At 69.8% G+C, this 13,814-nt stretch carries 15 protein-coding genes; 9 read left to right on the plus strand and 6 right to left on the minus strand.

The annotated features are described in order from the left end of the window. Positions 1-528: 528 nt before the first annotated feature. The gene (locus C5E10_RS18340; protein ID WP_104332878.1) at positions 529-1,356 is read right to left on the minus strand and encodes an SDR family NAD(P)-dependent oxidoreductase; all 828 of its coding nucleotides are present in this window, start codon (positions 1,354-1,356) and stop codon (positions 529-531) included. A gap of 112 nt (positions 1,357-1,468) precedes the next feature. On the opposite strand from C5E10_RS18340, the gene C5E10_RS18345 reads away from it, so the two are divergent. Next, positions 1,469-2,950, plus strand: coding sequence for an aldehyde dehydrogenase (locus C5E10_RS18345; protein WP_181062833.1), 1,482 nt, complete (start codon positions 1,469-1,471; stop codon positions 2,948-2,950). Between the two features lie 139 nt (positions 2,951-3,089). On the opposite strand, the gene C5E10_RS18350 is transcribed toward C5E10_RS18345, so the two are convergent. After that, positions 3,090-3,410 carry a hypothetical protein gene (locus C5E10_RS18350; protein ID WP_104332880.1) on the minus strand — a complete coding sequence of 107 codons (321 nt, stop codon included), beginning with the start codon at positions 3,408-3,410 and terminating at the stop codon, positions 3,090-3,092. A gap of 28 nt (positions 3,411-3,438) precedes the next feature. Beyond that, a complete protein-coding gene (locus tag C5E10_RS18355) occupies positions 3,439-3,765 on the minus strand; it encodes an ATP-dependent DNA ligase (protein WP_104332881.1) in 327 nt (108 codons plus the stop codon). Positions 3,766-4,035: 270 nt separating this feature from the next. On the opposite strand from C5E10_RS18355, the gene C5E10_RS18360 reads away from it, so the two are divergent. Genes C5E10_RS18360 through C5E10_RS18375 form a run of 4 tightly spaced genes read left to right on the plus strand, consistent with a single transcriptional unit; the run spans position 4,036 to position 6,672 of the window. After that, positions 4,036-4,299 carry a hypothetical protein gene (locus C5E10_RS18360; protein ID WP_104332882.1) on the plus strand — a complete coding sequence of 88 codons (264 nt, stop codon included), beginning with the start codon at positions 4,036-4,038 and terminating at the stop codon, positions 4,297-4,299. Between the two features lie 47 nt (positions 4,300-4,346). Next, positions 4,347-5,126, plus strand: a complete 780-nt coding sequence (locus C5E10_RS18365) for an SDR family oxidoreductase (RefSeq protein ID WP_104332883.1) — start codon at positions 4,347-4,349, stop codon at positions 5,124-5,126. Positions 5,127-5,158: 32 nt separating this feature from the next. Beyond that, on the plus strand, positions 5,159-5,428 hold the full coding sequence (locus C5E10_RS18370) for a hypothetical protein (protein ID WP_104332884.1): 270 nt from the start codon (positions 5,159-5,161) through the stop codon (positions 5,426-5,428). Between the two features lie 53 nt (positions 5,429-5,481). After that, entirely contained in the window at positions 5,482-6,672 is a 1,191-nt protein-coding gene (locus C5E10_RS18375; protein WP_258071217.1) for an alpha/beta fold hydrolase, read from the plus strand. Between the two features lie 69 nt (positions 6,673-6,741). Here C5E10_RS18375 and C5E10_RS18380 read toward each other — a convergent pair whose 3' ends face one another. Both C5E10_RS18380 and C5E10_RS18385 read right to left on the minus strand, forming a co-directional pair. Then, a complete protein-coding gene (locus tag C5E10_RS18380) occupies positions 6,742-7,113 on the minus strand; it encodes a RidA family protein (protein ID WP_104332885.1) in 372 nt (123 codons plus the stop codon). A 93-nt stretch (positions 7,114-7,206) separates the two neighbouring features. Further along, positions 7,207-9,216, minus strand: a complete 2,010-nt coding sequence (locus C5E10_RS18385) for a BCCT family transporter (protein WP_104332886.1) — start codon at positions 9,214-9,216, stop codon at positions 7,207-7,209. 197 nt (positions 9,217-9,413) lie between these two features. Between C5E10_RS18385 and C5E10_RS18390 the strand changes: the two genes are divergently transcribed. From C5E10_RS18390 to C5E10_RS18400, 3 genes are all read left to right on the plus strand, one after another. Then, a complete protein-coding gene (locus tag C5E10_RS18390; RefSeq protein WP_104332887.1) occupies positions 9,414-9,869 on the plus strand; it encodes a YbhB/YbcL family Raf kinase inhibitor-like protein in 456 nt (151 codons plus the stop codon). Between the two features lie 140 nt (positions 9,870-10,009). After that, the gene (locus tag C5E10_RS18395; protein WP_258071218.1) at positions 10,010-10,858 is read left to right on the plus strand and encodes a phosphatase PAP2 family protein; all 849 of its coding nucleotides are present in this window, start codon (positions 10,010-10,012) and stop codon (positions 10,856-10,858) included. Between the two features lie 79 nt (positions 10,859-10,937). Next, the gene (locus C5E10_RS18400) at positions 10,938-11,201 is read left to right on the plus strand and encodes a hypothetical protein (protein WP_104332889.1); all 264 of its coding nucleotides are present in this window, start codon (positions 10,938-10,940) and stop codon (positions 11,199-11,201) included. Between the two features lie 129 nt (positions 11,202-11,330). Here the strand turns inward: C5E10_RS18400 and C5E10_RS18405 are convergent, their stop codons facing one another. Beyond that, positions 11,331-12,542, minus strand: a complete 1,212-nt coding sequence (locus C5E10_RS18405; protein WP_104332890.1) for a carbamoyl-phosphate synthase large subunit — start codon at positions 12,540-12,542, stop codon at positions 11,331-11,333. Between the two features lie 177 nt (positions 12,543-12,719). On the opposite strand from C5E10_RS18405, the gene C5E10_RS18410 reads away from it, so the two are divergent. Next, on the plus strand, positions 12,720-13,814 hold a 1,095-nt coding region (locus tag C5E10_RS18410; RefSeq protein ID WP_146080341.1), incomplete at its 3' end, for a hypothetical protein.

Genomic DNA, 13,814 nt, shown 5'->3' on the forward strand with positions numbered 1-13,814 from the left:
GCCCCTGCCCCTGCCCAAAGTTGTGGCGAAGTGCCGTCGGGATCCCTCCCGACCGCACTTCGCCACAACTCTCGGCGCCGGGCACAGACGCGGACGCAAGCCGCACGTCGCCCGCACCGGTCCGCGCACAACTAGCGCAGGGCCGACACTGGCCCCACCGTCACCGTCCGTCACCGGCACCTCTTCACAAGGTTGTGGCGAAGTGCCGTCGGGATTTCTCCCGACCGCGCTTCGCCACAACTCTCAGTACGGGGCGCGAGCCTCTGGAAGCGGAAGCGGAAGCGGAAGCGGAAGCGGAAGCGGAAGCGGAAGCGGAAGCCGGGGCGCGAGCCCGGATCTCCGCCGCAATTCTCGCCACCAGCCAGCCCCAGAGGCGCTGCCCATGACACCGCTGCCCCTCAGCACGCGCCGCTGCAGCCCCTGCCCCTGCCCCTGCCCAAGGTTGTGGCGAAGTGCCGTCGGAATCCCTCCCGACCGCACTTCGCCACAACTCTCAGCGCCGGACGGGGCGGGTGGCGCGGGCGCGGCTCAGCCAGCGACGACGTGCGGGGCGCTCGCTGCGGTGAACGCCTCCGCGTCCGGAAGCGCCGGATCCCACAGCTTCGCGATGACACGCGCCCCGGAGACGAGCGCGCTGTCGGGCGAGCACAGCCAGACGGCCGGCGCCGCCATGACGTCAGGGGCCAGCAGGTTGCCATCCGCCCCCTTCTTGTCGGGGCCCGAGGGCAGCAGCTCCGTGTCGGCGGCGCCACCCGGCAGCAGCAGGTTGACGGTCACCCCGCTGCCAGCCAGGTCGGTGGCCCACGAGCGTGTCATCGCCTCGAGCGCCGCCTTCGACGGGCCGTACGGTGCGTACCCGGGCCTGATCATGGTCTGCGCGCTCGTCGAGACGTTGACGATCCGCCCTTCCCGCTGCGCGAGGAAGAGCGGCATCACGGCCTGCGACATCACGAACGGACCGTTGACGTTGGTGTCGATGATCTGCGACCACGTCGCGGCAGGCACATCCCAGAAGTGCACCGGGTCGGTCGTGAAGGTTTCGCTGACGAGGCGCATGCCGCGTCCCGCGTTATTGACGAGGGCGTGCACACCCCCGAATCGCTGGACGGTGGCGTCGACGACCTCCTGCGCTCGCTTCGGGTCGCTCACGTCCGCGACCATCGGCAGCAGCAGTTCAGCACCGCCCGGGAGCTCGGCGGCCTCCGCGACGACCTCGTCGAGGGCGGCGGATGCCCCGCTCGCGGTGATCGTGACGGCGTAGCCCGCCGCTCGCAGAGCGAGGGCCATGACGCGACCGAGACCGCGGGACCCTCCAGTGACGATGGCGACTCTCGGAGAGGTGGTGTGTGCATCCATGCAGCTAGATTGCGTGCAATCTTGACTCACTAGGTGCGATTGGCGGAACTTTTCACACGATTGCAACATGGATTGCATGCGATCTTCGCACCGGGCGTCGATCATGGACACCATGCATCTCGACTCTTTCATCAACGGCCGCCGAGTGGCCTCGCCCGCGTCGCTCGCAGTGGTCAGCCCCATCGACGGGCACACCGTCGTCGGTTCCGTCGCGAACGCGAGCCCCGAGCAGGTGCGGGATGCGCTTGCCGCAGCCCGGACCGCAGCTCCGCTCTGGGCGGCGGTCCCGGCAGCCGACCGCGCGCGACAGCTCTCGGACGCGATCGAGGACGCCGCGGCGAACCCCGACCACTCCGGGCACCTCATCGCGAGCGAGATGGGCAAGCCCGCACAGGACGCGCACGGCGAGTTCCAGTTCGCCCGGCACCTCGCGAAGTTCTGCGCCGAGCACCTCGACGCGGTCTGCGCCGAGCAGCTCATCGACGATGCCGAGGGCACCCTGGTGCGCGTCGTCGAACCCATGGGCGTCGTCGCCGCCATCACCCCGTGGAATGCGCCCGTCATCCTCGCCGCACTCAAGGTCATCCCGGCGCTCATGACCGGCAACACCATGGTGCTCAAGCCCTCACCGCTCGCACCCCTCGCCGTCACCGCGTTCTACTCGGCGATCGCCGCCAGACTGCCCGCCGGTGTCCTGAACCTCGTCAACGGCGAAGGCGAGACGGGAAGCGCACTCGTCGAGAGCCCCGACGTCGACCTCATCTCCTTCACGGGCGGCCCCGCCGCGGCCCGAGCCATCGGAGCAGCCGCCGCCCGCACCATCCGCCCCACCGTCATGGAGCTCGGTGGCAACGACGCGGCGATCCTCCTCGACGACGCCGACTGGGGCCCGGAGCTCGCCGAGCGGGTCGTGTTCGGTGCCATGCTGACGAGCGGGCAGGTGTGCATGGCCGTCAAGCGCGTCTACGTTCCCCGCGAGCGCCACGACGCCTTCGTCGCCGACCTCGTGGCCGCCGCCGAGCGAGTCCTGCGGGTCGGAGACCCGAGGGTCGAGGGCGTGACGATGGGCCCCGTCATCAGCGGCGACGCGCGCGGACGCCTCGAGGCCCTCCGCGAGCGGTCAGCGGATGCGGGCGGGACCGTCACCGAGATCGGCACGCTCGACGAGTCCATCACCCCCGGCGGCCATTGGGTTCGGCCCGCGATCGTCACAGGCCTGCGCGACACGGACGAGCTCGTCCGCGAGGAGCAGTTCGGCCCGCTCCTCCCGATCCTCGCCTACGACACCGTCGACGAGGCCATCGAGCGAGCGAACGGGGTCGAGCACGGGCTTGCCTCGTCGGTGTGGAGCGTCGACATTCCGCGAGCGCAGGCCGTCGCGCGCCGACTCAGAGCGGGGTTCACGTTCATCAACTGCGCCAACCGTGCCGGAGTCTCCCTCCGAGCCCCGATGGGTGGGCGCGGGGTCAGCGGCCACGGGCGAGAGTTCGGGGAGCTCGGCCTCTCCGAGTACGTGCAGAGCCACAGCATCAACTATCCGGCGACGGCACGGGTCGGAGCGGTGATGGCCGCGAACCGGTACCCGGGGTCCTGAACGGCACGGGCCCGCGGGGAACGGCGCGTACTCCTCGAGCGCGGCGCCGCCCTGCCGAGCCCCGCCCTGCCAAGCACGATGCGGATTCGCCGAGCGCTGCGAGGAGGGACCCCGAAGCGTGCCGCCCAGTCGGTGCCGCTCAGCGCGTGCCGGTCCCGCGCATCCAGTCGTCGCCGTTGCCGCTGAGCGACTCCTGCACCGCGGCCTCGGCGTCGCTGAGCGCACGCTCGGCGGCGTCGAGCTCGAGCTTCGTCGCGCGCTCCGCGTCGAGGCGCTCACGGTCGGCGGCCTGCCGTTCTGCGCGCTCCGAGAGCGACAGGGACAGGGAATCGGGCAGCTGCAGGTCCGCGCTGCGGAGAGCAGCGAGCCGCGACCTCAACTCTCGCGTGCGGAGGTACGCCTCGCGGACACGAAGCATGCGCTCCGACTGCTGGCCTGCTTCGTTCGCGCTCGCATTCACAGCACCGAGCCTAGAGCGTCGCGCGGGGTCACACCGCCAGTGACGTCGCCCTGGCGGGTGCAGGCTCCTGGCAGATGCGCATCCCGGTCGGCGAGTTGGCGGAGGCGATGATGGCGCGCACCCAGTCGTCGTTGATCGCGGGGAGGCGTCCGCCGATGAAACGGAACCGCAGATCGGTCGTTGGGCTGATCCAGAGCGTCTCTCGACCGCTGCCCTGATTCGCGGGGCGCGACATGGAGAACGCGACGCTGTGGCCCGCCCGGAGCATGCTGAGGAGCGCGATCTTGAGATGCAGGAGCGGGCGGTCGTCGATCTCCAGCTCGTGCCCTTGACTGCCGTAGTACATGAATCCCATGGGGTCACCTTTGGGTTATGAGAAACCAAGGCGACGGATCCGTCTCGACCACTCGGTGTGCGCCCCGAACAAGCGAAGGAGGGGCAGGGAGTACCGATGTTCTCTGAGTGTCGCACGCGAGCGACGCATTGCCTATGTGTTCACCTGATCTCACAGCTTGCCGTTATCCGATGGAGGCCCGGCCTGTCAACGCCGTTGCCCGCGCCTCGAATCGGGAGTTGGGTGAGGATCCGCCCACCGCCGCGTCACTGCCTTCGCCAAGAGGAGCCCATGGACTATCTCGTGCACATCAACGGCCGCGACTTCGTCGTCGGCGAGAACGCGATCGAGGGTCTGCGCTCCAGCTTGCTCGGTGCTGCCAGCGCCGGTGGCGGCTTCGTCGAGCTTCCCCACCCGACGGCGGCGGGCACGGCAGCGCTTGTACTCCCCGAATCGGCGGTGTGGATCGAGCCCGCGCCAGGGGAGGTCGTGGCAGACGATACCGGCTTCATGCCGGACATCGCCTTCGTCGACGTCGAGGCGCCGCAGAGATAGCGGATGCCGCCCCGCCCCTCCTACCCCGCACCTCGTACCGTGGGTGCATGAGCATCGCAGGAGAGCCCCGGGTCGCCCTCATCACCGGTGTCGGCCGCCGCCGCTCCATCGGCGCCGCGCTGGCCATCGGTCTGGCTCGAGACGGCTGGCACCTCGCGCTCAATCACTGGCGGGCCTACGACGTCCGGCTCGGCCTCGAGCGGTCCGGTGACGACCCCCAGTCCGTGGCGCAGGAATGCCGCGAGCTGGGCGCATCCGTGGAACTCGTCGAGGGCGACCTGAACGACCCGGCGGTTCCGGCCATGCTCATCGGCAGGGCGCAGACCCTCGGCGCAGTCTCGGGGCTTGTCATGTCGCACGCCGAATCCGTCGACAGCTCCATCCTCAGGACGAGCATCGACAGCTGGGATCGCCACTTCGCCGTCAACGCGCGAGCGACGTGGCTGCTCATCAAGGCCTTCGCCGAGCAGCTGCCCGCGACAGCCCCAACGGGCGATGCTCGTGCCAGCATCGTCGCCCTCACGAGCGACCACACCGTCGGGAACCTGCCGTACGGCGCCAGCAAGGGCGCGCTCGATCGGATCGTCACGGCGGCAGCCGCCGAGCTCGCCGACAGGGGCGTTCGCGCGAACGTCATCAACCCCGGCCCCATCGACACGGGGTGGATGGACGACGCGACCCGCGCCTGGTGCCGGGAGGCGACGCCCGCCGGTCGCCTCGGGACGGCGGAGGACACCGCGAACCTCGTGCGGTTCCTGCTCTCACCGCAGGGAGCCTGGATCAACGGGCAAGTACTGTCCAGCAACGGCGGCTTCGCGGTCGGATAGGTGCGGGCGGCCCGATCCGGTAGACATGACGCATGACCGCGTTCAACGAGCCACCCTCCACGGCCCGGATCTGGCTGTGGACGGCCGTGACCGCGATCCTCATCTCGCTCGCACTGGCACCCGTGTACACGTCGACGACCTGCCTCGACGCCCTCGACCCGGCGCACACCTCCTGCGAGGTCTCGCAGCTCGGCTTCGCGGGCAACCAGACCAACGGATGGCTGTGGCTCGCCGCCGTGATCGCGGCCATCGCCGTCGGGTGGATTCTCGCGCGACGCCGCAGATCTCAGCCACGTCGCTGAAGCACCGCCCGGACCCCCAGACCGGTCGCGCCCTCCCCTGCTAGCTTGAGCGCGTGGCCCCGCAGATCCCCCCGCAGCTCGCCGACCGGCACGCGCGTCACCTGCGCCGCCCTGCCACGGACACCACGCCCGAGTTCGACCTGGCCTACGCGCGCAGTGGACCGCGGGGGTCGACCCCGGTCGTCGTGATCCCGGGCGGGCCCGGCCTCGGCTCGCTGCTCCCGTACCTCGGCTTCCGGAGGCGCGCCGCGCAGGGCGGCCTCGACGTCATCATGGTCGAGCACCGCGGCATCGGCTTCTCCCGCACCGACCTGGGCGGGCACGACCTGCCGAGCTCCGCGATGAACATCATCGAGGTGATCGACGACATCGCGGCCGTGCTCGACCGGGAGGGCATCGCGCGGGCGCACATCGTCGGCGCCTCCTACGGCACGTACCTCGCGTCGGCGTTCGGCGCCAGGCACCCGGACCGCGTCGCCGGCATGCTGCTCGACTCCGCCCTGCAGTCCGCCGAGTCCCTGAACCTGGAACGGCACACGGTGCGCGAACTGTTCTGGCACGCCGACACCGCCGCCGCAGAGGCGACGCACGCGCTCATCGACAAGGGCGTCGACTCGCGCATCCTGCTCGACGTGGCGCGCGCCGCCTACGAGCTAGGCGGCGACGAGCTCCTGGTCCCCGTGCTCCGGCAGCGCGCGAACCACGCGCACACCGCAGCCTGGAGCGCCCTGCAGCTGTACGCGACCCGCGACCGCTCCATCGCCCGCTTCCCCGGCATCTACGAGTTCGACCTGTCCGGCGTCATCGGCTTCCGGGAGCTCGGCTACGGCGGCCACCCCGACGGGCTGCCCCTCGACCCCGCGCTCACCTACTCGGAGATCGCCGACCTCTTCCCCGCCTTCGCGGGCGAACCCTTCGACCTCGCCGAGGAGACACCGAAGTTCCCGTGGCCGCTCGTGCTGCTCGTCGGCAGGCGCGACCTGCGCACTCCGCCGCCCATCGCACGGGCGGTCGCAGCCACGGCTCAGGATGCGGTGCTCGTGCACATCGAGAACGGCCACTCGGCCCTCGAATCCCACCCGTTGGTCCTGCTCAACGCCATCCGAGCACTCGTCCGCGGGCGCGAGCACTCGCTGCCCGCGGCATCCGCCGCGCTCGACCGACTCCCGCGCCGGGGGCTCGCAGCGCGCATCCCGGAGCTGCTCGGTGCCGCGACCCTCATCGAGAGCACCGTCAGGCCCTAGTCCCCTGGGTCCCTCGGCCGTGGCGGTCGCTGCTGCACGGGGCCGGACTCGACCCCGCGCAGGCAGCAGCTATTCGCTGATGATCGCGTCGACCTCGACCTCGAGCAGGAGGTCCTTCGCGACGAGGCCAGCGGTGCCGATGAACGCGCACGCCGGGCGGATCTCGCCGAAGACCTCGCCGTGCACGGCACCGACGGCCTCGAAGTCGCGCTCGATATCGACGAGGAACACTCGAGTGCGCACGACGTCCGCGAGGCTGGCGCCGGCCTGCTCGAGCGCGGCGCCGATGCGCTCGAAGATCTCCCTCGCCTGCTCCTCGGCGTCGACACCCGGCGCCGTCGTGCCCGCCACGAAGACGTGGCTGCCGACCTTCACGGCCCGCGAGTAGCCGACCGTCGCCTCGTAGGGCGAACCGGAGGAGATGTTCGTGCGTTCGGTCATGAGGGGGCTCCTTCGTGAGGCAGGCGCTGAGTCCTGGCAGGGAATGTCAGCTCAGAGCATGCCACGACGGCGGAGACCTCGGAGGCCGTCGCGTCAGACGCCGACACGGTCCCGGTCGCCGTCGGCGTCGTGGCCCCCGACGTGTGGCTCGGCGTGTGGCTCTGCCCCGCCCGACTCGAGCGCATCGCGGGAAGCCGGCGCCTCGCTCCGCGCCTGCTCCCCCGACTCAGGGGACGGCGTCGACGTCTCGCCGTCAGTCGACGCCTCCTCGCCCTTCACGATGTCGAGCATGCCCGTCGTCGCGTCCGTGTACCACTCGGTGAGCGCCGGATCCTCGGAATCCAGCCAGGCGCCAGCCCCATGCTCCGCCTCGACGACGCTCGCCCCGAACACGAAGTCGTCCCCGTGCTCGGCGATGCCGGCGCGCACACCCTCGTCGATCGCCTCCCGCGCGTAGCGGCGGCGCATCATGTACGGGTCCATGCGCAGGTCCTTCGCCCACGCCCACATGATGCCCATGACGACGAACGCGAACGGCAGCGCGGTGACGACCATGATCGCCTGCAGCCCGGAGAGCGCATCCCGCCCGCCGGCGAGCAGCAGCGACGCCGCGATGAGGCCGAGCATGAGGCCCCAGAAGATCGTGACCCACCGCGACGGGACCGGCTTGCCCTGCTGGCTCATCGAGCCCATCACCATCGACGCCGAATCGGCCGACGTGACGAAGAAGATCACGATGGACACGAGCGCGACGAGACTCGTGATGAGCCCGAACGGCAACTCCTGCAGGAGCGCGAACAGCATGAGCTCCGGCGCGCCAGCCTCGCTGATCGGCACCCCCTGCGACTCCATCCACATGCTCGTGCCACCCACGACGCCGAACCACAGCAGGCAGATGATCGACGGCACCACGATGACGACCGTCACGTACTGGCGGAGTGTGCGGCCGCGGGAGATCTTCGCGATGAACAGCCCCACGAACGGCGTCCACGACACCCACCAGGCCCAGTAGTAGGTCGTCCAGGCCTGCATGAACGCCTCGGTGTCCCCGTCCATCTCCGTGTTGCGCATGAGCATCGTGCCGAGCTCGCCGAAGAACGCGACACCAGATGCCGGGATGAGGTTCAGGAGCAGCAGCGTGGGTCCGGCGATGAAGATGAACACGCCGAGGAGCCCCGCGACGACCATGTTCACGTGCGACAGCATGCGGATGCCCCGCTTGACGCCCGAGACGGCCGACAGGATGAAGAGGGCCGTGAGCACCGCGATCGTCGCGATGAGGAAGCCGTTGCCGAGCTCGCCGATGCCGGTGACGACCTGCACGCCCGACGCGATCTGCAGCGCCCCGATGCCCAGCGAGACGGCCGTCCCGAAGAGGGTCACGAGGATCGCGAACACGTCGATGATGGGCCCGAACCAGCCCTGCGTGCGCTGCGAGAACACCGACTCGAACAGCGCCGAGATGAGCGGCGCGCGGCCACGGCGGTAGGAGGCGTAGGCGATGGCCCCGCCGACGAGCGCGTAGTACGCCCACGCCATGGGCCCCCAGTGCAGCACCGTCTGCGCGAGCGCCGTGTGCATCGCATCCACGGTGCCCGACTCCACGTCGAAGCCGTGCGGTGGTGCGAGGAAGTAGGTGAGCGGCTCCATGGGGCCGTAGAAGAGGAGCCCGATGCCGATGCCCGCCGAGAAGAGCATCGCGATCCACGACACCATCGAGAACTCGGGCTTCTCGTCGTCGGCGCCGAGCCTCACACCGCCCGTTCGCCCGTAGCCGACGACGAGCATGAAGACGGCGACGGCGATCGTGAGCACCGAGAACAGCCAGCCGAAGCCGCCCGTCACCCAGTCGAGCGAGGCCGTGCCGACCGCCGAGAGGCTGTCGGGTGAGACGAGCGCCCAGGCGATGACCGCGACGACGCCAGCACCGGCGATGCCGAACACCGACCAGTTCGTGCGGAACGAGCGGCCGGTCTGCTCGACGCCGATGCCGGGAACGAGGGCCGGATGCACCGGATCCGGGTCGATCACCTCCCGGATGATGCGCGTCACCGGCTTGCGCTGCGGTCCGATCAAGGAGGGTGGTGTGTCCTGTGAGCTCATGGCGTTGGGATCATCCGTTTCTCTTGGGGGAAGGCAAACGGGGTGCAACGTTACCCGAACGGGGCGTCGGACCCACTTCCGCGAGAAGCCAGCGCGGCCGGAAGCGGCCCCGTTCGCCGAGGAATCTCGGAGACTGCTCGGACACACTTGGAGGCTGGTGCGCATCCGCCATCGCCCCCGAACGCGAAGGAATCTCCATGTCGCTCAACATCGCCGACCTCAAGATCACCAGCCCCGACTTCGAGGCTGGCACTCGCCTCGCCGACCAGTTCGCGGCCGATGGAGGCAATGCCGCCCCGCGCCTCGAGATCACCGGAGTGCCCGCTGAGGCCGTCGAGCTCGCACTCATCGTCCACGACCCGGATGCACCGCTCCCCCACGGCTTCACCCACTGGATCGTCTACGGGCTTCCCGCCCACGACGGCGTCGTCGACGCGGGCGCCGACCATGCACGCGTCGCCGAGAACACCGCAGGGAAGACCGAGTACATGGGGCCGAAGCCGCCAGCTGGCCACGGCGACCACCACTACTTCTTCACCGTCTACGCGCTCGACCACCACGTCGAGGGAACCCCCTCACGCGAGGAGTTCCTCGACGGCTACGCGCACGCCATCCTCGAGCAGAACCGAGTCGTGGGCCTCTACTCGAACTAGGCGCGACGGGCTGCGGGGGCCGGCGACCTCGCTCGGACCCGCGGCCCCGCGGCCCGGAGAACGTCCGCGACCGGCACAGGAGCGTGGGTGTCGAGGCCTCCTGACCGACGGCCGGAGCATCGCCGCTTAGGTTAGACATCGTGAGCGAACCCGACGAGACGACCCAGGGAGTTCGGGGCGAGCTCGCCCAGGACACCGCACGAGACAACGGCAGCCCCAAACGGCCAGACTCCAGGGCTGGCCGGGCCATCACGAACGGCGTCCAGCGGGTCGGCGAACGGGTCGGCCCCAACAGCGCACTCATCCTGCTGCTCGTGATCGGGCTCGCGATCGTCGTCGGGCTCAGTGCGCTCGCGGCCGAGATCTACGAGAACGTCACCGACAGCGACGGCGTGGCCGGCCTCGACCAGCCCCTCCTCGACTACGCCATCACCCTGCGAGCGCCGCTCGCCGACATGCTCATCACGGCGTACACCGACATCGCCGGGCAGATCGGCATGCCCATCATCGCCGTCGCCGCGCTCCTCATCCTCTCCATCCGGCGCCGCTCCTGGACGCCCGTGATCCTCATCGTCGCCGCGGGCGGCGGGTCGCTGCTCATGACGGTCGCGGGGAAGAACCTCATCGGCCGGGTCCGCCCAGACCAGGCGGAAGCCGTGCCGCCGTACGAGCACTCGGCGTCGTTCCCCAGCGGGCACACCCTCAACGCGGTGGCGGTCGTCGGGGTCATCGCGTACCTGCTCATCCTGCGCAGACAGACCAAGCGCGCACGGGTGCTGATCGCGCTCGGCGCCGTGCTCTTCGCGATCACGGTCGGCATCTCGCGTGTGTACCTCGGGCACCACTGGTTCACGGATGTGCTCGCCGGCTGGGTGCTCGGCGCGGCCTGGCTCGCGTTCGTGATCTTCGCGCACCGCGTGTACCTGTCGATCCGCGAGCATCGTCACGAGCGGCGCGCGGCGCTCGACCCGGCGAACGATCCACAGTGACGACGTCTCCGCAACCCCTTCGCACGGGTGTCCCAGCATGACGGAGGCTCCACTCAAGCCCCGTGCCTAGGGTCGGGACATGGTTCATTTCAAGAAGCGAGTGTCCACGGTCATCGCCGGTGCCGTCGTCGCGGGCGGCCTCATGTTCGGCGGGGCGACCGCCGCGCAGGCAGCCACCGCCAACATGAGCGTCGGGCCGTTCTCGACGGCGAGCGAGTGCGAGGCGGCCAAGGTCACGTACATCTCTTCCTGGACGAAGATCAGCCAGGGATGCACGTACTACCCGCAGCAGGGTGGCTTCACCGACAACGGGTACTACTTCCACTACCGCGCGATCGCCTGAGCTACGACTCCAGCAGATCTCGAACGTCTCCGCCCCGCATCCATGATGGATGCGGGGCGGAGGCACGTTCAGCGGGGCTCAGCTGGGCGCGGCGGGGCTGAGCAGGGCTGAGCAGGGCACTAGCGTTGCTCAGACGCGCTGCTCGTGCACTGCCTCGAGCGCGACGCGATCCTCGGGGAGCATCCCGTCGATCGGCTCCCCGTTCCAGACGATGTCGTCGCCGAGCGCCGCGAGCAGCTCCTTGCGCTCACCATGCGTGAGCTGCGCACCGTGCACGATCGTCGCGGGGCTCCACAGCATCGCCAGCTCATCGTGCCAGCCAGCGCCGATGTCACGCACGTGCAGCAGGTCGTGGAGCGACTTCGGGAGGTGCTTGATGGGCTCGGCGAACGCATCCGCCAGCACCGCCAGCTTCACCTGACGTTCGACGCCCGGCGCCACGACGAACGGCTCGGAGTTCGTGCCCTGGAAGGCCGCCGAGACCTCGTCGGCTTCGAGCAGGATGACACCGCTGGTGGGGCGCGGGTTGCATTCGATCGCGAACAGCCCGCCATCGTTGTCGACGAAGTCGAACGACAGCTGGCCCGTGTAGTTCGGGTCGAGGGTGTCGACGAGCCGCTGCGTGTAGTCGAGCGTCTCCGTGCTGTCGATCGCGAGGAACGAGATGCCCGTGCTGTGCGCCCACTGCTCGGGTGCGCGGTACGTGCAGTGCGCCGTGACACGGCCGTCGACGACGATGCTGTACGTGCAGATCATGGGGCCGTCCACGAAGGGCTGCACGAGCCACGGCTGGTCGGGCGTCGGCGCGGCCTCGTCGACCGACATCTTGCCCGCGAGCGGACCCGTGTTGGTGAGGAGCCCGACGCCGCCACGCGAGAACGCGGCGCGAGCGAAGAACTTCGGGTACGTGTCGATGGCCGCGAGCAGCTCCTCGTGGCTCGTCGCGACGATCGTCTCGGGCACCGGCACGCCTGCCTCCTGCGCGAGCCGCTTGAAGCTGGCCTTGTCGTGCAGGCGCGCGAGCTGCTCGAATCCGCCCGTGAACACGCTCGTGCCGTCCGGGAGCTCGTGGCCGCGGGCTGCGAGGTAGAAGGCTTCCTCGAACGTCGGGATGACGACGTCGATGTGCTGCTCTGCCGCGATCTTCGCGACGTCGGCGATGAACTCGTCCGTCTTGGCGCGCGGCGAGTTCGTCACGAAATGCCCCGCGAGGTACCTCGAATGGCTGCCGATGGCCCCCTCGTACGTGTCGCTCGCGAACACCGCGTGGCCCGTGCTGCCGAGCTTGCGGATGATGTCGAGCGCAAACGTGTTCCGGGAACTGGTGACAAGTACTCGCACGGTAGATCCTCTCGAAGGGGGAGATCGGGGTCACCCCAGCCTAGTGAAGTGCTCCTCGCCGCCTCGCCCCGGGGATTCGCGGGCAAACTCCCCGTCGAACTCCCCGTTTCGGCATCGCGGGCCGACGTGCCGGTCGCCACTCCCGGCGATGTCGGTGGCCGGTGCTGTACTGGGCGGATGGAGATTCAGGGGTGGGTTGCGCTGAGCTTTGTGCTCGGGGCGACGGTTGCAGTCATCATCGCGCTCGTGGTTCGGATGCGCGCGAACAGGCGCTGGCGGGCGACGCTCGACGAGCGGCAGAACGCCGCCGAGGCCGAGCGGCAGGCGCTCACCGCCGAGGCCGAGCGCGCCCACGCGGAACTCCGGCAGCAGAAGCAGGAGCTGCAGGAAGATGCTGAGGCGCGCCTCGAGCGCCTCGCACTCCAGCACGAGGCCGCGTTCCAAGACCGGCGGATGCTCGTCGACTTCCTCAAGGAACGCGCCAGGCGTTCGATCGAGACGGAACTCGTGTCCCGGGAGGCGATCCTGCGGGCCAGCGAGACACTCGGGCTGAACGGCGTGCTCGCGACTCGCACGTTCATCCTCGTCCAGGAGGGCATGAGCACCAACCGCCATGTCATCCAGCTCGACCACGTGCTGCTCACCGACGCGGGCGCCCTCCTCATCGATCACAGAACCTGGGACGGCGTCATCTTCGACGGGGTCCGGCCCAGCGAGGCGCAGCCGGCCTTCGGCAACCTCATCGACGATGTGGCGCTGCGTCCACCGTTCGCCCTGCAGATCACGAGCGGCGCCGCCACCACCCCAGACAGCACTGCCCCGGCCGGAGGCGCCGCGGAGGGCTCCCTCCGGGTGCTGACGCACCTCGGGCAGTCAGCACCGCGCAGCCAGGCGCTCGCCCACGCGACGCACCTCGCACGCCTGAGCGAGCAGACCCTCGGCGAGTCCATCGCCGTCGACACCTGCGTCTTCTACTCGAACGCCACCGCGACCGTATACACCGACGCCGCCACACTCACGCCATCAGCCGACCGAACGGCCGTCGTCGCCGACGAGGCGGAGTTCCTCGACCTCCTCACGCGACGCGAGCGCGCCAGGCGCCGCCCGCTCGAGGTCGAGCAGATCGAACGGCTCACGGCGCTCCTCCACGAGCAGGGCGCGAGGATCGACGCGTTCGGCGACTACGCGCGCCTGATGCCCGCGGCAGAACCGCTGGACGAGGCGGACGCGGATGCGGGGGCGGGCGCGGGAGCAGATACGGGAGTGGGGGCG

Source organism: Pseudoclavibacter sp. RFBG4, assembly GCF_002931515.1.
In the GTDB taxonomy this organism is placed as follows: domain Bacteria; phylum Actinomycetota; class Actinomycetes; order Actinomycetales; family Microbacteriaceae; genus Pseudoclavibacter.